The sequence below is a fragment of the Saccharomonospora sp. CUA-673 genome (genome assembly GCF_001942305.1).
Taxonomy (GTDB): domain Bacteria; phylum Actinomycetota; class Actinomycetes; order Mycobacteriales; family Pseudonocardiaceae; genus Prauserella.
In genome coordinates this window covers 12342-30767 of record NZ_MKKE01000077.1, presented here as the reverse complement: position 1 = coordinate 30767, position 18426 = coordinate 12342, and the positions used below count along the sequence as shown (strand labels likewise).

The window sequence follows — 18426 nt, the reverse complement described above, 5'->3', positions numbered from 1 at the left end:
GGCCGAATTTCGGACCACCGAGCCGGGACCGCCGATTTCGGACCACCGGAATACCACCGAACACCGGACAGAATTCCCGCGCCGCCCACCCCAAGCTCCGTCCCCGGGCTCACCCCGGCACCACCCCGGTCACGTCACCCAACCGCGAAGGAGAACACCATGACCGCCGCACCGGGCCTGGCTCGGATGATGAACGCGAAGCTGATCAAGGAGCGGGTTCAGGCCGTCGTCTGCGCGATCGTCGGCGTCGGCATGATCGTGCTGGGCGTGTTCGCGTTCGCCGACGACGAGGTGCGCTGCGGTTCGCGCGCCATGGAGGCCGGCGAGACGTGCACGGAGATGTGGAAGGGCGACGTCACCGCCGAACGGGACTACTCCTCCCAGGCCGACGACAACACGTTCACCGCGTGGCTGATCGCCGGCGGTGGGGTCGCGATGTTCGTCGGGTCCGGCTGGTGGGCGGTCCACGGGTTCGTCCGCAAGAAGCGCGTGACCCCGGAGGAGGCCGCGGCGGGCCTCACTCCGGGGACCGTGCAGCAGGCACGGAACGCACCACGTCCGGCGCTGTGACCGACGGCGCGCCGACCGACTCAACGGCCGACTCACCGGCTACCGACTCATCCGCTGCCGCTCACGCGTGGCACCGGCCTCATCGCGCGCCCGCGCCCGCGCGTTGCGTACGCGCGCGCACGAGCTTGACCGTGGGCGGGACGATCAGCGCGACGACGAGCAGGCCGTACAGCACCAACGCGATCGGGCTGGCGAACAGCAGTCCGATGTCGCCCTGGCCGATCGCCATCGCGCGGCGCAGTTCGGTCTCGGCCAGCGGGCCGAGGATGACGCCGATCAGCACTGGCGCGATGGGGAAGCCGTGGCGCCGTAGCAGGAACCCGAGCGCGCCGACGGCGTACAGCAGCACGACGTCGACGATCGAACTCTTGGCCGTGTACACGCCGAGCGTGGCGAACACGAGGATGCCGGCGTACAGGTAGTTGCGCGGGATGCGCAGCAGCCTGGCCCAGATGGGCGCGAACGGCAGGTTGATCAGCAGCAGGATCACGCTGCCGATGAACAGGCTCGCCAGCAGCGCCCAGATGAGGTCGGCCTCCTCGGTGAACAGCAACGGTCCGGGCTGCATGCCGTACTGCTGGAACGCGCCGAGCATGATCGCCGCGGTCGCCGACGTGGGCAGGCCGAGGCCGAGCAGCGGCACGAGAGAGGTGGCGGTCGTGGCGTTGTTCGCCGCCTCCGGTCCGGCGACACCTTCGATGGCGCCCTTGCCGAACTGGCTGTTGCCGCGACGCCTGGCCAGGCTGCGTTCGGCGCCGTAGGACAGGAAGGTCGGAATTTCGGACCCACCCGCCGGGATGATGCCGAACGGCATGCCGAGGGTCGTGCCGCGCAGCCACGGACGCCACGACCGGCCCCAGTCGCGCCGCGACATCCACGGCCGGCCCGGCTTGATCGTCTGCGTGGCCGGCGTCCTGCCCGCGGTCGACGCGACGTACAGCACCTCGCCGACGGCGAGCAGTCCGACGGTCACCACGACGATGCTGATGCCGTCGAGCAGCTGCGGCGATCCGAACGTGAACCGCACCGCGCCGGACTGTTCGTCGATGCCGACCAGCGCGATCGTCAGCCCCAGGCACAGCGACGTGAGTCCGCGGAGTTTGTTTCCGGACACGATCGCGGCCGTGGCCACGAACGCGAAGATCGCGAGCGCGAAGAAGTCCGCGGGGCCGAAGCTGACGGCCAGGTCGACCATCATCGGCGAGAAGAACACCACCAGCGTCACGGCGAGGATGCTGGCGACGAACGAGCCGATCACCGCTGCGGCGAGGGCCTGCGGCGCGCGGCCGTTCTTGGCCATCGGATAGCCCTCGAACGCCGTGACCATCGACGACGCCTGGCCGGGTGTGTTCAGCAGGATCGCCGTCGTCGCCCCGCCGAACTGACCACCGAAGTAGACGCCGGCGAACATGATGAACGCGGCGGTGGGCTCGAGTGTGAACGTCAGCGGCACGAGCAACGCGATCGCCATGGCCGTGCCGAGGCCGGGCAGCACGCCGACGGCCGTGCCCAGGACGACACCGATCAGACACCACAGCAGGTTCTCGGGCGTGAGCGCCTCGGCGAACCCGCTACCGAGCAGGGACAGGGTTTCCACTCAGACCACCGCCCCGAGGATGCCGGCCGGCAGCGCCATGCCCAGTCCGGCGGAGAACGCCAACTGGGCCACCGACGACATCACGAACGCCACGCCGAGGTCGCGCAACACGTTGCGACCACCGAGCGCATAGGAGATGCCGAAAAACAGCCCCGCGCCGGCAATCAACCAGCCCAGCGGCTGGAGCAGTGCCATGTGCAGCACCAACGTCAGGGCGACGAGGCCGAACGGCTTCCAGTCGATGGCCGGCGGCGCGTCCGAGTCGGTTGCCGGAGTGGAGTCGTCGGTCGACTCGTCGACGCCGGTGTCGGCTCGCTCGTCGGAACCGTCGGCCGCACTCGCGGTGTCCGTATCCGCGGTGGCGGGGGCGGGTGTCCCGCGCAGGTTCTGGACGACGAGCAGGGCGCTCAACACGGCCAGCAACGCGCCCACGAGATACGGGAAGAATTGCGGTCCGAGGAACGCACCGTTGTCCGGAACGTCCATGGCGGCCGTGCGCGTGAGCACGACGACGCCGATCACGGCCACGGTCGCCGCGACGACCAGTTCGCCGCGTGGTTTCCGGCCTCTCGCCGGCGGCCGTCGAGTCGTAGTGGTCGTCATGCCAGCCCCAGCTCCTCGCTGATCTCGGTGATCCGGGCCGTTTCGCGTTCCACGAAGCGTTCGAACGGCTCGCCGGTGAGGAACGTGTCCTGCCACTCCTGCGTCTCGAGCGTGTCCTGCCACTGCCGGGTGCCGTGGACCTGTTCGAGGACCTCCTCGAGGTCGGCGCGCTGGTTGTCGGACAGTCCGGGTGGGGCGACGACGCCACGCCAGTTGGCCAGTTCGACGTCGACGCCCTGCTGACGGAAGGTCGGGATGTCGATGCCGTCGACGGGCTCTGCCGCCGACAGACCGAGGGCGCGCACCTCGCCGCTCTCGATCTGGGCGGAGAACTCGTCGTATCCGGATACGCCCGCGTCGAGGCTGCCGCTCAGCAACCCGGCCACGGCCTCACCGCCGCCGGCGTACGGGATGTAGTTGAGGTTGCTGGCGTCGGCGCCGGCCTCGTCCATGAGCATGCCCGCGATCAGGTGGTCCGTTCCGCCGACCGAACCGCCGCCGACGGCGACCGACCGCGGGTCGGCGCGCCACTGGTCGAGCAGGTCGTCCAACGTGCGGATGGGCGAGTCCGCCGGGACGACCACGACGCCGTAGTCGTCGGCGAGCCGCGCGATCGGGGTGACGTCGGTGAGGTCGTTGGGCGAGCCGGTCGCGGCGATCGTCCCCATCATGACCGTGCCGGTGATCATCATCGTGTCGCCGCGGCCGCCCTGGTTGGCCACGCGCGCGAGGCCGATCGTGCCGCCCGCGCCGGGAACGTTGAGCACCTCGGTGGTGTTCGCGAAACCCTCGCCGTCGATGACGGACTGGATCTCGCGGCCGACGCTGTCCCAACCGCCGCCCGGCGCCGCGGGCACGGTGATGTGCAGGCGGTCGCGCGGTCCCGAGCCGGCCTCGGCGCTGTTGAGGATGTCGACCACGGCGACGCCCACCAGGGCGAGAGTCGCGACCACGGCCACCCCACGGGCCACCGGCCGGAAAGCACCTGGACGCCGTGGCGGCGGGGTGGGTGGTCGCTCGGGGCTCGCGGAGTCCGGCGGGTCGCTCGCGCTCATGGTGCTCCTTCGCGTACGTCATCGGGCGCGGGTCACAAATTCGACCTGAAGGCAGGTTGGTCCGTCAGATGGTCAATTCAGACCGTGTTGCGGACCGTGCGCTACTATAGAGACCGACCACGTCCAGGACAACGGCCTTCTGCGGCCTTCTACGGGCTTCTGTGCGGTCTCGGTGCGCCCCGTCGGGCACGCCGTCAACCCGGCAGCAGACCCGGCCCCGTGCGGGAGTGATTGCGCGTGCCCACCACCGACGACGACCCCGACACGGCACCCACCGACACCACGGCGTCGCCCCCGGCGGCAGAGGCATCAGCACCGTCATCGGTCCGCAGCGTGGTGCGCGCACTCGACCTGCTGGCGCTGTTCACGGAGGACCGCGCCACGTGGACGGTGCGGGAACTGACCCGCGCCAGCGGCCTGGCCAAGACCACCGTGCTCCGACTCATCGACACACTGCAGCAGCGTGGTCTGCTCTGGCCGGACGGGCAAGGCCGAATTTCGGCCGGGCCCGGTCTGCTGCGTTGGGCAGGTCTCGCGCAGGCGACATGGCGGGTGCCGCCCGAAGTGCAACGGGTGATGCGCGAGCTGTCCGACACGTGCGGCGAGACCGTCAACCTGTACGTGCGCTCAGGGACGCACCGGATCTGCATCGAACAGCAGGAGGGCCGGCGCAATCTGCGGCACATCGTGCGGGTCGGCGACGAATTGCCGCTGTGGGGCGGCGCGGCCAGCAAGGTCCTGCTCGCCGATGCCGACGACGATCTGCTCGCCGCCGTCGCGGACTCCACCGCCGATACCGCCGATACCGCCGACAGCGCCGGTGGACCGGAACGTCCGGCGGTTGCCGGGCTGCGGGACGCGATCACCGAGGCCCGGCGCGCCGGCTACGCGGTCAGCCACGGCGAACGCGAGGTGGGCGCGTCCGGCGTCGCCGCGCCGATCACGCGCGCGGACGGAACGGTGCTCGCCGCGCTCGCGCTCGGCGGACCGACGCCGCGGTTCACCGACGACGCCGTCGCGGAGTTCGGTGTCGCGGTCCGTTCCGCGGCGGGTCGAATTTCGGACCTGGGTCTCGGAGGGGCGGTATGAGCGGCGGACTGTTGGACGGTGTCCGGGTGCTCGACCTGACGAACGTGCTGGCCGGGCCGTACGCCAGCTACCAGCTCGGCCTGTTCGGCGCGGACGTCGTCAAGATCGAAACCCCCGGCAGCGGCGACCTCGCACGACAGCTCGGCGCCGACGCGGAACTGAACGAGGCTCACCTGGGCACGTCGTTCCTCGCGCAGAACGGCGGCAAACGGTCACTGACGCTGAACCTCAAGACCGGCCGCGGCAAGGAGGTCTTCGCCGAGCTCGTGCGGGGCAGCGACGTCGTACTGGAGAACTTCCGGCCCGGCGTCCTGGCGCGACTCGGCTTCGACCACGATCGGCTGGCCGAGCTCAACCCGCGGCTCGTGTACTGCGCGATCTCGGGGTTCGGCCAGGACGGGCCGATGGCCGACCGGCCCGCCTACGACCAGATCATCCAGGGGTTGTCCGGGATGATGAGCGTGACCGGAACGTCGGACGCGGCGCCGCTGCGGGCCGGTTATCCGATCACCGACACGCTCGGCGGCATGGCGGCGGCGTTCGCGGTGTGCGCCGCGCTGTCCCGCGCCGAACGCACCGGCGAGGGTGCGCACCTGGACCTGTCCATGATGGACACGGCGATGACGGCGATGGGCTGGGCGATGTCGAACTACCTGATCGCCGGCGTCGAACCGCGCGCGATGGGCAACGAGAACGCCACCGCCGCGCCGTCGGGCACGTTCCGTACCGCCGACGGTCACCTCAACATCGCCGCCAACAAACAGGAGCAGTTCGAGACGCTGTGCGCGCAGATCGGCCGGCCCGAACTGGCGACCGACGCCCGGTTCGCCGCGCGCGAGGACCGCAAGGCCCGCCGGTCGCAACTGCGTGAGGAGCTCGAGGTCGGACTGCGCACCCAGCCGGCGGAGCACTGGGAGCGTGCCCTCTCAGCGGCCGGGGTACCGGCCGCCCGCGTGCTCGACGTGCCCGACGTGTTGGCGTTGGACCAGGTGCGGGCGCGCGAACTGGTGCACGAGCTGCCGTTCCCCGGCCGCGACGACGCCACGACGGTGCGGGTGCTCGGCAGCGGTGTGCGGGTGGGCGGAAAAACGGCCGCGCCGGGCGGACCACCCCCGTTGCTGGGTGAACACACCGACGAGCTGCTCGCCGACCTCGGCTACGACGCCGACCAGATCACCGAACTGCGCGAGGCGGGAGTCGTATGAGCGGGCGGGACGAAAAACGACCGCAGCCCGTGACCTCGGGGTCTTCGGGTCATTCGGGGGCCTCGGGGGCCGCCGAATCGGCGGAGTCCGCCGCGTACTGGGCGACAGGTCTGGTGCGAATCCAGCCGGGCGAGATCGCACTGCGCGGGTATCCGATCGAGGAGCTGATCGGCCGGTTCTCGTTCGTCGACGTGGCGTGGCTGATGGTGCGGGGCGAACTTCCGACCAAGGCCGAGTCGAGGCTGCTGGAGGCGGCGTTGACGGCGGCGGTGGATCACGGCCCGCAGGCGCCGTCGATCGCGGCGGCGCGCATGGCGGCCACGTGCGGGGTGGGTCTGAACAACGCGGTGGCCACCGGTGTGAACCTGTTGGGCGACGTGCACGGCGGCGCGGGACAGCAGTGCCTGGAGGTCCTCGACGACGTCCTCGCGCGTGCGCGCGAGGGGCGCCCGTTGTCGACGGCGGTCGAGGCCGTGCTCGCCGAACATCGCTACGTGCCGGGGTTCGGGCACCGGTTCCACCCGCGCGATCCGCGTCGCGACCCGCTGCTCGAGCTGGTCGAGCAGGCCCGCGACGACGGTGTCGTCGCCGGCGACCACTTGGCCGCGGCCGAGGAGATCGAACTCCACCTGGCCGAGAAATCAACCAAGCCGATCCCGATGAACATCGACGGCGCCACGGCCGTGATCTACGGCGAACTCGGCTTCACCCCGGAACTGGCGAGGGGCCTGTTCGTGCTGTCGAGGTCGGTCGGCATCCTCGCCCACGCCTGGGAGGAACAGCAGGCCGGCACCCGCATCAAGGGCCCGGTCCCCCGCTCGGTCCTGGCCGACTACACCGGCCCGGACCTCCGACACCCACCGGACTGATCGCCGGCAGGGTTGCCGCGCGGTGCCCACGCGATGGTGACCAGTCCCAGCAACGCCGTCAGGGCGAGGGTCGCGCCGAGTCCGGTCCGATCGGCGACGACGCCGGCGAGCGCCGGGCCGGCGATCGTGCCGATGCCGAGGAAGAAGACCGTCGCGCTGAAACCGGCCGTCGGTCTGGCCGGGAACACCTGGTAGCTCCACACGGCGAGCAGTGCGGACCCTGCCATGAATGCGGGTCCGTACAGCACCGCCGAGCCGACCACCGCCACCAGCGAACCCGGCACCACGGCCAGCAGCACGGTGGCGGTCGCGAGGCTGCCGAAAATCAGCCGGTGCGCCCACGGCAGTCCGAGTCGCGCGAAGGCCGCTCCGGTCCCCAGGGCCGCACAACCGGCCACACCCGTGAGCGTCCAGAACAGGGGTGCCACAGCAGCCCCGGACGGGCCCTCGCCGGTGATTCGTTCGACCGCGAACAGCCAGTACACCGAACCGACCAGGCCGTAGGACACCGCCGTCAGATACAGCGGGGCGGCGTGCCGGGGCAGCAGCCGACCCGCCAACGAGCGCACACCGACGCGCTCGGAATTCAGTGCGGTTGGTGTCGCGCCTCGCGGCACCGTGACGGCGGCATGCACCGTGGCCAGAAAAGCGACCACGGCGAAGATCCACCACGCACGCTGCCAACCGGCGCCGTGGAACACGATCGCGAGCGGTCCCGCGACGGCCACTCCGAACGCGGTCCCGCTCGGTACGGCGGCGAGTACGGTTTCCCGCCTGCGCGGCGGCAGGGCGAGCGTGACGGCGTCCGAGTACGGCGCCCAGATCCACCCGGGACTCGTGCCGGCCAGGACCAGTCCGGCGACGAGCATGATCTCGTTTTCGGCCGCAGCCACCAGCGCCATGCCGATCGTCGCCGAAAGCCCGCCGACGACCACGGGGAGCCGTGGACCGACCCGGCTCGCGAGGGTGCCGACCAGCAGCAGTGCGACCAGGTAGCCGACGTACGTGGCGCTGCCGAGAACCCCGATGACGGTCGTGGACAGTCCGAATTCGGCGCGCATCTCGGGAAGGAACAGCCCGTAGCCGTATCGGGCGAAGCCGAACGAGATGCCGACGGTCAGAACGCCGGACAGCGTCAGCGCGCGTGCGCGGGCGCGTTCCTCCCGCGTCGCCCTGGAGACGGGTGAGGTGTTGCCGGCGCTGCTGATGGAGTCGACCACGCCTCGATCGTCACCTCACGCCGCACGGCAGACGAGTGGCGTGAATGCCACTGTTCGATAAAATCACGCCATGGCAGCATCCGAGGACGGGCTCCATCACGTGGCGGTCCTGGCCTATGCGGACATGTCCGCGTTCGAGCTCGGCATCGTCACCGAGGTGTTCGGGGTGAAGTGGCCGGGAATTCCGCCGTATCGCGTGTCGATCTGCGCCGACGGCGACGGCACCGTCACCACGGTCGGTGGCGGAACGCTGACCACGCCCCACACCCTCGACACCATGGCCGAAGCCGACACGGTGATCGTGCCCAGCGTCGCCGACGTGCACGCCGATGCCGGCCCGGACGTGGTCGCGGCGCTCCGCCGGGCACGTGACCGTGGAGCGCGGATCGTCTCGGTGTGCACCGGTTCGTTCGCCCTGGCCTCGGCCGGGTTGCTCGAAGGCCGGCGGGCCACGACCCATTGGCTCCACACCGAGCTGCTCGCGCACCGATTCCCGCGGGTCCACGTCGACCCGGCGCCCCTGCTCGTGGAGGCGGACGGAATTTTCACCAGCGCGGGCAGCGCCGCCGGTATCGACCTCTGTCTCGAGCTCGTCCGCCGTGACCACGGCGCCGCGGTGGCCAACGCGTTGGCCCGACGTCTCGTCGTCGCACCGCACCGGGACGGCGGGCAGGCGCAGTACATCGAGTCGCCCGTCAGCACTGGGGACGATGGGGACGCCGTCGCCGCGTCGATGTCCTGGATGCTCGCCCACCTCGCCGAGCAACACACGGTCGCGTCGTTGGCGCGGCATTGCGGGGTTTCTCCGCGCACATACCTGCGCCGGTTCACCGCGGCGACCGGCACGTCACCGATCCGCTGGCTCAACGAACAGCGAGTGCACGCCAGCCTCGCCGCCTTGGAACGCGACGGCAGTTCGGTCGAGAAAATCGCGGCGGCGGTGGGCTTCGACCACGTGGTCACCTACCGGCACCACTTCCGGCGCATCATGCGGACCTCACCCACCGCGTACCGCCGGGCGTTCACAGCCGGCTCCGCCTGATCGTGCGCGAGTCGCTGATCGACTTCTGCGAAGCTCGTGGTGTCACCCGTCGTCGCTCCGGAGGCACCGCATGCCCAAGGCCGTCACGCTCGTTCGTTCGCCGTCGCTGTCCGAGGTCGCGGAGTACGCCTACGCGGCAACCGCTCCCGCCGACGCGCGGCTGGTCTTCCTGGCCGGATCGTGCCCGCTGAACCGGGACGGGTCGACGCACGGCGTCGGCGACATCGCGGCCCAGGCGGCCAAGTGCATCGAGAACATGCAGGTGGTGCTGGCCGACAACGGCGCGACGTTGACCGACGTGATCAGCACCCGCGTCCTGGTCGCCTCGTCGAACCAGGCCGATCTGGTGACCGCATGGGAGGTCGTGCGCGACGCGTTCGGCGAGCACGACGTGCCCAGCACCCTGATGGGCGTGACCGTGCTCGGCTACGACGACCAGCTCGTCGAGGTCGAGGCCACCGCCGCCGTGCTCGACTGAGCCGGCCGAGTCGGCCCGCCGTGCTCGTTGAGCCGACCGACTCGACCACCGAGTCCTACAGCGGGATGCTTGAGCCGCGGGGGTCCTTCAGATCCCGCAGGGCGTCGACGACCGTCGTGTAGACGGGGTCGGGTTCGGCAGGCGCCTCCCAGGACTCGGCGTCCCATTCCTGGTCGGGCGCTCCGTCGGGGGCCGGGGAGAACAGCCACCACAGGTTGCCCCACGGGTCCTGGAAGCGGGCGATGTCGGAGCCGCCGTAGAACGGCGACACCTCCGTGACCACCCGAGCGCCGCGAGCGGTCGCGCGGCGCAGCGTCTCGGCGGGGTCGACGACCCACACCTGCAGCAACGCCGGCAGGAACGGCCAGTCCGTTTTTCGGTCCACCACCATGACCAGCGAATCTCCGATGTTCACCTCGGCGTGGATGAGCGTCCCGTCGCCGGCGAACATGTCGGGCGAGCGGGCGTCGAGGTTCTCGACGGCGCCGAAGACGTCGGCGAGAAACGCCATGAACGCGTCGGCACCGTCCACGACGACGAACGCGTTGACGGTGTGTGCCCCTGCCGGCTGCGGCCCGGCCTGCGAAGTGTCCATGCCGGCAACCTAGGCCTCGACCCGGTCAGCAACGGTCCGCAATCCGACCCCGGGGCGCACAACGGCCCGGGTCGGAAATTCGTACGCAACCGGGGCCGGCCGGACAGTGCGGACCCCGCACCCACACGCGCGCACGCGCACCCACGCGCCCGCGCGCGTGCGACCCCGCCGACGCAACGGACGTCCTGACGGTGGTCACACATCCGGCCGTGATCATGGGACAAATGGCCGAGGGGTTCGACGGCGGTAGCCGGGCACGTGGGCGGACGCTGACCGCTCTGCTGACGACGACGTTGACGATGGTGCTGTTCGCCGGCGTCGCGTTGGCCGGTTGCAGCGCACCCACCGACGACCCGGAACCGGATCCGCCGCGCAAGCCGAACGTCGTGCTGGTGATGACCGACGACCAGTGGTTGGAGTCGATGCGGGTGATGCCCCGGACCCAACGACTGCTCGGCGACCGGGGCGTGACGTTCGACCAGCACTACACGTCGTTCCCCCTGTGCTGCCCGTCGCGGTCGACGTATCTGACCGGGCAGTTCGCGCACAACAACGGCGTGCGGCACAACTTTCCGCCGCAGGGCGGATACCTCAACCTCGACGACGACAACACGCTTCCCGTGTGGATGCAGCGGGCCGGGTACACCACGTCGCACATCGGCAAGTACCCGAACGGCTACGGCTACCGCGACGAGACCGTGGTGCCGCCGGGGTGGGACGAGTGGCGTGGCTCGGTCGACCCCAGCACCTACCGCATGTGGGGTTACCGGCTGAACGAGAACGGGAAACTGCGCACGTACGGAAATGCGCACGTCGAGGATCCGGACCTGTACCAGACCGACGTCTACCGGGACAAAGGCGCGGATTTCATCGACCGGCAGGCGCGGGCGGGCAATCCGTTCTTCCTGAGCATGTCGTTCCTGGCGCCGCATTCGGAGGACGTGGATGTCGGTCCGGGGCCGCGGCCGGCGCCGCGCCACGACGACGCGTTCGCCGGCGAGCCGTTACCGACCGGGCCGTCGTTCGACGAGCAGGACATGAGCGACAAACCCGCGTTCCTGCAGAGCCGTCCGCGGTTCGACGAGGACCACCGCCGGGTGATCACCGAGAGCCACCAGGAGCGGCTGGAGTCGCTGCTGGCCGTGGACGAGGCCGTGCAGAAGCTGGTCGACACGCTCCGTTCCGCAGGCCAGCTGGACGACACGTATCTGCTGTTCACGTCGGACAACGGGTTCTTTTTCGGCGAGCATCGCGTGCACACCGGCAAGTACCTGCCGCACGAGTCGTCGGCGCACGTGCCGATGCTGATCCGCGGACCCGACCTCGCGGCGGGCCGGCATTCGCGCGAGTTGACCAGCAACGTCGACCTGGCGGCGACGATCGCCGATATCGGCGGCGCCGAACCGGACCTGGCGTTGGACGGGCGTTCGCTGCTGCCGTTCGCCCGGGATCCGCATCAGTGCACGACCCGGCCGCTGTTGCACGAGGCCGCGACCGGCGCGCGGCCCGAGCCGATCGAAACACGTCCGGCGCGCGGACTCGACGACGCGGCCGGTCGCGCGGCCGCGCAGGGCAACCTCGACCAGGAGGGCCCGGCGTGGTCACGCGACAACCCCGGACGGGGCGAACAGGACCGAAACGGGAAGGGCGAGGGCGAGAAGGGTGAGGTCGACTCGGCGTCCTACGAGGCCATCCGCACCGAGCGGTACCTCTACGTCCGCTACGCGCGCGGCGAGCGGGAGCTCTACGACCTGCACACCGACCCGCACGAGCTGAATTCTCGACACAACGACCCGCGCTACGCCGCTCCGCAACGTTTCCTGGACCGACACCTGGACGAACTCCAGGGCTGCCGCGGCCAGGAATGCCGCGTGGGCATCCCAGCGGCGCCCTCCCCGGCCGCCTCACCGCAGTGACGACGGACGACTGTCGACACAACGACAGTTGCGTAGGGTGTTTGCGCAACCGCCTGGAGAGATGCTGAGCCGGTACGAACCTGAGCAGCAGACCAATCGCTGACGCCCGCACGATCTCCACCGTGACCATGACGGCAAACCAACGACCGGACAGGGACGTATGAGCCGCCAGCACCCTCAGCCGTCGGAATCGGCAGACGGCGACCGCATCGCCCACGCAGAACTGACCGTCTTCGCCGACGACAGCACCATCACCATCCGCGACTCCGCGGCGGCCGTCGACGGAACCACACCGCCCTGGTTCCAAGCACTGCTCCAGGACTTCGTCGCCGCGCAGGACGGCGCCATCGGCATCACCACGGCCCGGCCGGTCAACGTGCCCCTCACCGTCGAGGTCCGCACCCACGAGCCGTCCGACGACCTCCAACGCTGGGACCACGTCACCGAGACCGGGCTGCACACCCCCACCGGGCAGCTGATCACGTCACCGTTCCCGCGCCCACACAACGACCCGGGAACCGTCACCATCGCGCCCGGCCACTACGCCGCCCGCATCCACCACGGAGGGCTCGACACCATCAGCGCCGACGGCCTCGACGGCGACGACCACTACCACCTCGTCCTCTGGCCCGACACACCACGACCCACACGCGTCCTCAAGCGCTACCCCCACGCCATCGGCGGATAGCTACTCGCCCACCCCGAGCCCTACCGGGCGCACGCGCAAACAACGTTGGGGGGCCAGGAACAGGCGCCTGAGATCGACCAATTTTCAGTGCAGCGCGGTCGGCAGACCCGACAATTCACCCACGGCCAACTCATGCATCCCTGGGACTATCCAGCGTCTCGTCGAACACCGATCCCATAACGCTTCGCATCCGACCCATCACGCAAAGCCCCTCCGCCCAGCGGTCGCCTGGAGTCACCAGCAACCAGCACCATGCTTCGTCGTGGGGATCTACAACATTGGCAGGTCGCGACGGCGCCCCCGACGTACAAAGAACTCGACACCGTTCAGGGCCTGGGGGTTGGCGCTGACAACCCTCGCCGTCGTACTCGCAGCACAGCAGCTGTGGGCACAGATGGCGCTCTGCCTCAGCGCACTCATGTTCTACCTGGCCGTAGTGCGGCTGAACCGGTGCCGTGTGGAGACCCAACTGCACCAGCCCTGCAGATGGCGGGTCCGCGGCCTGCTCGGCACCTGCACGTACCACGTCGGATACAAGCGAGGGCTCCCCGTGCTGGTGCGGGGCGACAACTTTCTAGGGCTACCGACCTTCATGTGGCCCCGCGACGACTTCGCGCGATCAAAGCCGGAGCAACAGCCTCAACGAGGGCAGAAGACGATCGATAGCGCAGCATCAACGCGGTCGGCCTACGACTGGGCAATGATGGTTTTCGCAGGTCTCAGTCTCGCCGTAGGCATCGCAGCCCTGATTAATGATCTCCTGACAAGCTAGCTTGATGCCAGAACAGCTGGTGGATGTGGTACCGCGCTACTCGCCCAGCGCGAGGCCCACGGGACGACTGACCCCGGTGGTACGGGGAATCCCGATTCCTGCCGCCGTTGAGGTGTCGAACCTGGCTGCACCTTGATCAGGTCACAAATTGCGCACGGAAGTAATGCACCGCGCCGGACGGCGATGATATCGACATCGGGATTCCGACACGGCTGCGCCAAGGTCGGCGCCGCCGCACTTCATCTCCGGGGAGCCCATCCCAGCTGCTCTGACCGAGAGGAACGCGCATGCGCAAGGACCTGGTTGTCTGCGTTCTGGCCAGGACGGACGATGGTGAGTCCAGCGGGCGCAGAGACAGGGGCTGTTGACGATGATTTCCCCCGCGGTCGGCGGCCTTTTCATTCTCGCCACACTGGTCGTACTGATCATGGCACTGTTCAGGCGCAGTCCGGTCCGCCGCTTCTACGCGTCTCGCGCCATGCCTCGTCGTGCTGCTTGGCTGACCGTAGGTGCGTGGGTTGTGGTGTTCATCGTTCTCGTGTCGATGACTCCACCCCCACCTGAGACCGGCAACTCGCACCACGCGGCCGCCGACAGGCAGACCGCAGCCACGTCGACCCCGCGTCCGGCAACCAGCGAACCGACCACTGCAGCCGCAACAACGGCCAAGGCACATGCCTCCCCGCCCCGCGGCGTCCCCGATCAGGCACAACGTGCGCGCGTCAAGCGCATCATCGACGGCGACACGCTCGAATTGGCTGCCGTGGCGGCGGGCTCGGCATTGCACAGCACCGCTCAGGTAGACGTACGACTCCTGGAGATCGACACACCGGAAACCGTGCACCCGAGCGAGCCCGAGCAATGTTTCGGCGCCGAGGCGACCGCGCAGCTACGCCGCCTCGCCCCAGTGGACAGCACGGTATGGGTGCAACGGGACGCGGAATTACGCGATCGGCACGGACGCTACCTTCTGTACCTGTGGAACGACGACGGCAAGTTCGTCAACCACGAGCTCGTCGCAGGCGGTTTCGCGGACGCCACGCTCCACCAGCCCAACGACCGGCATTGGGACGCGATCAACGCCGCCGCCCAACAAGCTCGCGCCAGCAGCATCGGCCTCTGGGGCGAGTGTTCCCACTTCGGTGCCCGCAAGCACACACCCACTCCCCAACCGCAGGCACCTCCGACCCGCAAAGCGGAATCACAACCCGAGCCAGCGCCCGAACCACCGCCGCGCCCGAGCCTGCAGGCGTCAGCTACCCGTACCCGCCCGACCTCGACTGCTCCGACATCTCCGAGCGCAACTTCCGCGTCCAAGAAGGTGACCCGCACGGCTTCGACGGCAACGGCGACGGCATCGGCTGCGAAAGCTGATGTTGCGGTCGACCTCGCGGCGACGTGCCACGCGGACGACGGTGACCTTGTTCAAAACGTAGGAAGTAACCGCTAGTCGCTGACGGCCAGACGCCATCCGCGGGTAGCCGCACCCTCGCTGGTGACAACACTGTCCTCAACAGGCGCACCAGTGGCCGTTCGAACACCGCTCAGCCCACGTTGTACAACCGGCGCACGGCAGACTCGATGGCCACGGACGTCTCACCGGCGGCAGGCGCACGAAACGGGATCGCCCGTTCGTTGTCCGCGATCACGCGCCACAAGCTCGCCCACGAACCGACCGGGGGCGATGCGAGGAACCAGACATATCCGCGCGGCCGAGCCGGGATGCCCGCCTCGGCGAGGAAACCGTTCACGTCTTCCTCGATCAGATCCTGATCAGCCTCGGTACGCAACGCGTGCCCACTGCCGCTCACGTCGCCACGAGATACCTGGATGCGCACGGTGTGCCACTGCGGCTCGTCCCGAACCCGCACCACATGCCCAGGACCCGCCCACCAACACACAGTCATGTACCAGCCGGTGTCGCCGACCCGCCGAAACTCACGACCAGCATGCTCGAGCGTGACCGGGCCAGGATCGGCCGCCACTCCGCGCGCATCCGAGACGTCGACCAGCGCGTAATCGGCCCAGCCGCCGGTCACTACTCGCCGACACCCAGGCCCACCGGGCACGAGACCCCGGTGCCGCCCAAACCGCAATACCCGTTCGGCACCTTGTAGAGGTACTGCTGGTGGTAGTTTGCTGACATGGGCAGTAACTTTACCAGCCCTCGGCCGGTCGTCTCGTACGCGCGCATCAGCGACGACACGGAGGACGACGCGCACGGCGTGCGGAACCAGCACCGCACCAACCGGCGTACTGCCGAACGCCTCGGCTGGCAAGTCGTCAAGGAGATCACCGACAACGACATCAGCGCGAGTAAGGCGAACACCCGTCGCGAGGGCTTCCAGGAGATCGTCGTCGGCCTGCCTACCGGAATGCTTGGCGACGGCACCCGCTTCGAGGGTGTCGTCTCCTGAACGATGACCGCCTGGCGCGCCGCGCCGCCGACTACGAGAGCTTTGTCGAAGCACTCACCGAGAGTCCAGGACGTGTTTTCGCAGATGAGCACGGCGAGAAGGACCTCTACAGCGAGACCGTCGAGGGCATGGGGCTCGTGGGGGTCGTGTTCTCCAAGATTGAAGCGCGCAAGACACGCCGCCGGATGCAGCAATGGCACCGTGACCGGGCAGAGGACGGCAAGCCTCCCGGAGGTCGCCGAACGTTCGGCTGGAAAGAGGACCGCATGACGCGGGAGCCGACCGAGGCGAAGCTCCTGGCCGACGCTGTCGAGGAGTTCATCGCGGGCAGGTCGCTCAACTCGATCGTCCGCGATTGGCAGAGCATCGGCGTCAAGACCTCCACGGGGCGCGACTGGACCACAAGCTCACTGAAGCGCCTGCTCCAGAACCCACGGCTGTGCGGCTACCGGCGCATCGGTAACCAACTCGTTCACGACGACCACGGCGAGCCCGTCGTCGGAGCGTGGGAAGCGATCGTGACGCCCGAGCAGTGGCTTGCGGTCGACACCCTCTTCCGCGCCCGCGCCGGCCACCGTGTCGGCCGGGACGGAAAGCCTGCTGAAACGCTGCCTGTGGACCACCGCGAGCACCGTCACCTGCTCAGCGGCATCCTGCGGTGCGGCAAGACCAAACCCGACGGCACGGTCTGCAATGCCCAGCTCAGGGTCACCCGGCAACGGGACTGCGAGCAGCACATCTATGCCTGCACCACCAAAGGGCGAGGCGGCTGCGGTGGTCTCGGCCGGCGCGGCGACAAGGTCGACGAGTACATCACCGAGCTGGTCCTGGCCAAGCTGGAACAGCGCCAGGCAGTGGCGAAGGCCGCTGGGCCGTGGCCGAAGGAAGCGGAGCTCGAACGCATCGAAGGCAAGCTCACGACCCTCACCGAACAGTGGAAGAGCGACCAGATCACGGACGACTTCTTCTTCACCAACGTCCGCGACCTCGAGCAGCAACGCACCAGCTTGCGCAACGAACGAGCACGGCACGCTGCCGTCGCCGAACGTGCGGCCACGGATACCACCGACATCCGCCGACGCTGGCACACACCACCGGAGGACGGCGGTCTGGATATCTCGCAGAAGCGTGCCTACGTGCGCGAAGCCTTACATGCCGTGGTCGTCCTACCGGTCGGCAAAGGCAACGGCAGCCGGGGCAACTTCAACCCTGATCTCCTGGTGCCCGTCTGGCGCGAGGGGTAACCAGCGGACTCAGGTCTCGATGGCACGCTTACTCGGACCGCCTGCATAGCACCCCACCAGGCACGACCTGCAGCCTAGCCCAACGTGGTCCGAGGCATCGAAAAACCCGTAGATGCCACCATGGAGCACCGGGTCAGGTGCGAACGGTCGCCCTCGTCTGACGAACGGCGCCAGTGACGTCGGTCCAAGTCACCACGCAATCAACAGCTTTGGGTGAACCGGCTGCCAGCAGGAGCGGGAACCGTGCCTCCTGGCCCGGAGGGATCGTTCCAAGTGGACCGTCCTCGCGACTCACTTCGAAGAGTTCGCCCTCCTTCACCCCCTCGAAAGCGAAATCGACGTCCGAGGCAGGCCCACTTGAAGTGTTATGGAGCACCAGTGACCACTTCCTGCGGGGCTTCATACGCCCCTTACTGTCGGCCCGCTGGCTCTCGCTTACTTCCGCCCGCGGCCATACACCGTCCGAAGGGTCCATCCCGCCGAACTGCTCCTTCTTCGCCTCCTCGGCAACCTGCTGGAACCTTCCGGTAGCGCGACTGAGGAAGTTATTCAAGTGGCCGACGAGGTCCCCTACTTGCGCATAGTCAAAAACAAGCGCCTTCTTGCGCAGCTCCGCCAAATACTCCGTGAGGCGCTGCCGCTCTTCCAAAGCGGACCCACTTAGCGGCGCACGGGGGCCGGTATTCACGAGGACGGAGACAGGCTTCCCCGCCTCAGCGAGGACCTTGACCTCCTCGGCGGTGCCAGATTCGGCCTGACCCGTCGGTGTCCCCAAGCGGTCATAGAACAACGCGATCGCCAGGTCGGCCTCGTCAACAATCTGCTCGTTGAGGATAGCCTGTGGCCGGTCACCGAACTCCACAACGGCGTGCTCGGTCCACGAGACCGGTAGAGCCGTCAGCCCCACGACTCGACCGAACGATAAATTCCATTGGCTGATCGTTTTCCTGACCGTGGACAAGTCCTCGGCTGGAATATCCCCGGGAGCGGAGATGAGTACATGCAGCGCAAGGGTCGGGTATGCCATTAAAGCGGTATCCTTTTTCTACCGAATGGAAAGTACATT

At 68.7% G+C, this 18426-nt stretch carries 18 protein-coding genes and 1 pseudogene; 11 read left to right on the top strand and 8 right to left on the bottom strand.

All coding sequences use genetic code 11. The annotated features are described in order from the left end of the window. The first annotated feature begins 159 nt into the window (after positions 1-159). Entirely contained in the window at positions 160-570 is a 411-nt protein-coding gene (locus tag BJF85_RS23795; RefSeq protein ID WP_075850182.1) for a hypothetical protein, read from the top strand. A 79-nt stretch (positions 571-649) separates the two neighbouring features. Here BJF85_RS23795 and BJF85_RS23790 read toward each other — a convergent pair whose 3' ends face one another. The 3 genes from BJF85_RS23790 to BJF85_RS23780 are packed head-to-tail and all read right to left on the bottom strand — an operon-like array spanning position 650 to position 3825. Beyond that, a complete protein-coding gene (locus BJF85_RS23790; protein WP_075850181.1) occupies positions 650-2167 on the bottom strand; it encodes a tripartite tricarboxylate transporter permease in 1518 nt (505 codons plus the stop codon). Continuing rightward, positions 2168-2770 (bottom strand): tripartite tricarboxylate transporter TctB family protein, encoded by a 603-nt coding sequence (locus BJF85_RS23785; RefSeq protein WP_083666664.1) that lies wholly within the window; start codon positions 2768-2770, stop codon positions 2168-2170. It abuts the gene before it with no gap. After that, positions 2767-3825: a tripartite tricarboxylate transporter substrate binding protein gene (locus BJF85_RS23780; RefSeq protein WP_083666663.1), complete on the bottom strand. Its 1059-nt coding sequence runs from the start codon at positions 3823-3825 to the stop codon at positions 2767-2769. The genes BJF85_RS23785 and BJF85_RS23780 overlap by 4 nt, the downstream gene beginning before the upstream one ends. A 237-nt stretch (positions 3826-4062) precedes the next feature. Here BJF85_RS23780 and BJF85_RS23775 point away from each other — a divergent pair, with 237 nt between their 5' ends. From BJF85_RS23775 to BJF85_RS23765, 3 genes are all read left to right on the top strand, one after another. After that, positions 4063-4914 carry an IclR family transcriptional regulator gene (locus BJF85_RS23775; protein WP_083666662.1) on the top strand — a complete coding sequence of 284 codons (852 nt, stop codon included), beginning with the start codon at positions 4063-4065 and terminating at the stop codon, positions 4912-4914. Beyond that, on the top strand, positions 4911-6119 hold the full coding sequence (locus tag BJF85_RS23770; RefSeq protein WP_075850179.1) for a CaiB/BaiF CoA-transferase family protein: 1209 nt from the start codon (positions 4911-4913) through the stop codon (positions 6117-6119). The genes BJF85_RS23775 and BJF85_RS23770 overlap by 4 nt, the downstream gene beginning before the upstream one ends. Positions 6120-6232: 113 nt before the next feature. Next, positions 6233-6988 (top strand): citryl-CoA lyase, encoded by a 756-nt coding sequence (locus BJF85_RS23765; RefSeq protein ID WP_369822285.1) that lies wholly within the window; start codon positions 6233-6235, stop codon positions 6986-6988. Here BJF85_RS23765 and BJF85_RS23760 read toward each other — a convergent pair. Then, the gene (locus tag BJF85_RS23760; RefSeq protein ID WP_139320829.1) at positions 6952-8208 is read right to left on the bottom strand and encodes a YbfB/YjiJ family MFS transporter; all 1257 of its coding nucleotides are present in this window, start codon (positions 8206-8208) and stop codon (positions 6952-6954) included. The genes BJF85_RS23765 and BJF85_RS23760 overlap by 37 nt on opposite strands. 70 nt (positions 8209-8278) lie before the next feature. Between BJF85_RS23760 and BJF85_RS23755 the strand changes: the two genes are divergently transcribed. Both BJF85_RS23755 and BJF85_RS23750 read left to right on the top strand, forming a co-directional pair. Continuing rightward, positions 8279-9250 carry a helix-turn-helix domain-containing protein gene (locus BJF85_RS23755; protein ID WP_075850177.1) on the top strand — a complete coding sequence of 324 codons (972 nt, stop codon included), beginning with the start codon at positions 8279-8281 and terminating at the stop codon, positions 9248-9250. Between the two features lie 70 nt (positions 9251-9320). Then, positions 9321-9728, top strand: coding sequence for a RidA family protein (locus tag BJF85_RS23750; protein WP_075850176.1), 408 nt, complete (start codon positions 9321-9323; stop codon positions 9726-9728). 55 nt (positions 9729-9783) lie between these two features. Here BJF85_RS23750 and BJF85_RS23745 read toward each other — a convergent pair whose 3' ends face one another. After that, complete coding sequence (locus BJF85_RS23745; protein WP_075850175.1) at positions 9784-10323, bottom strand: glyoxalase/bleomycin resistance/extradiol dioxygenase family protein; 540 nt, start codon at positions 10321-10323, stop codon at positions 9784-9786. Positions 10324-10514: 191 nt separating this feature from the next. Between BJF85_RS23745 and BJF85_RS23740 the strand changes: the two genes are divergently transcribed. From BJF85_RS23740 to BJF85_RS26875, 3 genes are all read left to right on the top strand, one after another. Beyond that, positions 10515-12239 carry a sulfatase gene (locus BJF85_RS23740; protein WP_075850174.1) on the top strand — a complete coding sequence of 575 codons (1725 nt, stop codon included), beginning with the start codon at positions 10515-10517 and terminating at the stop codon, positions 12237-12239. Between the two features lie 160 nt (positions 12240-12399). After that, the gene (locus BJF85_RS23735; protein WP_075850173.1) at positions 12400-12927 is read left to right on the top strand and encodes a hypothetical protein; all 528 of its coding nucleotides are present in this window, start codon (positions 12400-12402) and stop codon (positions 12925-12927) included. A gap of 1142 nt (positions 12928-14069) precedes the next feature. After that, the gene (locus BJF85_RS26875) at positions 14070-15149 is read left to right on the top strand and encodes a thermonuclease family protein (RefSeq protein WP_158057131.1); all 1080 of its coding nucleotides are present in this window, start codon (positions 14070-14072) and stop codon (positions 15147-15149) included. 94 nt (positions 15150-15243) lie between these two features. Here the strand turns inward: BJF85_RS26875 and BJF85_RS29265 are convergent, their stop codons facing one another. Together BJF85_RS29265 and BJF85_RS27760 are read right to left on the bottom strand one after the other, a co-directional pair. After that, positions 15244-15684 (bottom strand): DUF5956 family protein, encoded by a 441-nt coding sequence (locus tag BJF85_RS29265; RefSeq protein ID WP_255375908.1) that lies wholly within the window; start codon positions 15682-15684, stop codon positions 15244-15246. Positions 15685-15737: 53 nt separating this feature from the next. After that, positions 15738-15836 (bottom strand): annotated as a pseudogene (locus BJF85_RS27760) (peptide-methionine (S)-S-oxide reductase); the annotation flags it as partial. Positions 15837-15843: 7 nt separating this feature from the next. Between BJF85_RS27760 and BJF85_RS23710 the strand changes: the two are divergent. Continuing rightward, positions 15844-16116, top strand: a complete 273-nt coding sequence (locus tag BJF85_RS23710; protein ID WP_075850170.1) for a recombinase family protein — start codon at positions 15844-15846, stop codon at positions 16114-16116. Between the two features lie 146 nt (positions 16117-16262). Continuing rightward, entirely contained in the window at positions 16263-17360 is a 1098-nt protein-coding gene (locus BJF85_RS23705; RefSeq protein ID WP_158057127.1) for a recombinase family protein, read from the top strand. A 133-nt stretch (positions 17361-17493) separates the two neighbouring features. Here BJF85_RS23705 and BJF85_RS23700 read toward each other — a convergent pair whose 3' ends face one another. Beyond that, complete coding sequence (locus BJF85_RS23700) at positions 17494-18387, bottom strand: hypothetical protein (protein ID WP_139320828.1); 894 nt, start codon at positions 18385-18387, stop codon at positions 17494-17496. Positions 18388-18426: the final 39 nt, after the last annotated feature.

Excerpts from the sequence above, each read along its gene's own strand:
- BJF85_RS23780 (WP_083666663.1), bottom strand. The coding sequence starts at position 3,825 with ATGAGCGCGAGCGACCCGCCGGACTCCGCGAGCCCCGAGCGACCACCC.
- BJF85_RS23735 (WP_075850173.1), top strand. The coding sequence starts at position 12,400 with ATGAGCCGCCAGCACCCTCAGCCGTCGGAATCGGCAGACGGCGACCGC.
- BJF85_RS23795 (WP_075850182.1), top strand. The coding sequence starts at position 160 with ATGACCGCCGCACCGGGCCTGGCTCGGATGATGAACGCGAAGCTGATC.
- BJF85_RS23755 (WP_075850177.1), top strand. The coding sequence starts at position 8,279 with ATGGCAGCATCCGAGGACGGGCTCCATCACGTGGCGGTCCTGGCCTAT.
- BJF85_RS23770 (WP_075850179.1), top strand. The coding sequence starts at position 4,911 with ATGAGCGGCGGACTGTTGGACGGTGTCCGGGTGCTCGACCTGACGAAC.
- BJF85_RS23710 (WP_075850170.1), top strand. The coding sequence starts at position 15,844 with ATGGGCAGTAACTTTACCAGCCCTCGGCCGGTCGTCTCGTACGCGCGC.
- BJF85_RS23745 (WP_075850175.1), bottom strand. The coding sequence starts at position 10,323 with ATGGACACTTCGCAGGCCGGGCCGCAGCCGGCAGGGGCACACACCGTC.
- BJF85_RS23785 (WP_083666664.1), bottom strand. The coding sequence starts at position 2,770 with ATGACGACCACTACGACTCGACGGCCGCCGGCGAGAGGCCGGAAACCA.
- BJF85_RS23750 (WP_075850176.1), top strand. The coding sequence starts at position 9,321 with ATGCCCAAGGCCGTCACGCTCGTTCGTTCGCCGTCGCTGTCCGAGGTC.
- BJF85_RS26875 (WP_158057131.1), top strand. The coding sequence starts at position 14,070 with ATGATTTCCCCCGCGGTCGGCGGCCTTTTCATTCTCGCCACACTGGTC.
- BJF85_RS23700 (WP_139320828.1), bottom strand. The coding sequence starts at position 18,387 with ATGGCATACCCGACCCTTGCGCTGCATGTACTCATCTCCGCTCCCGGG.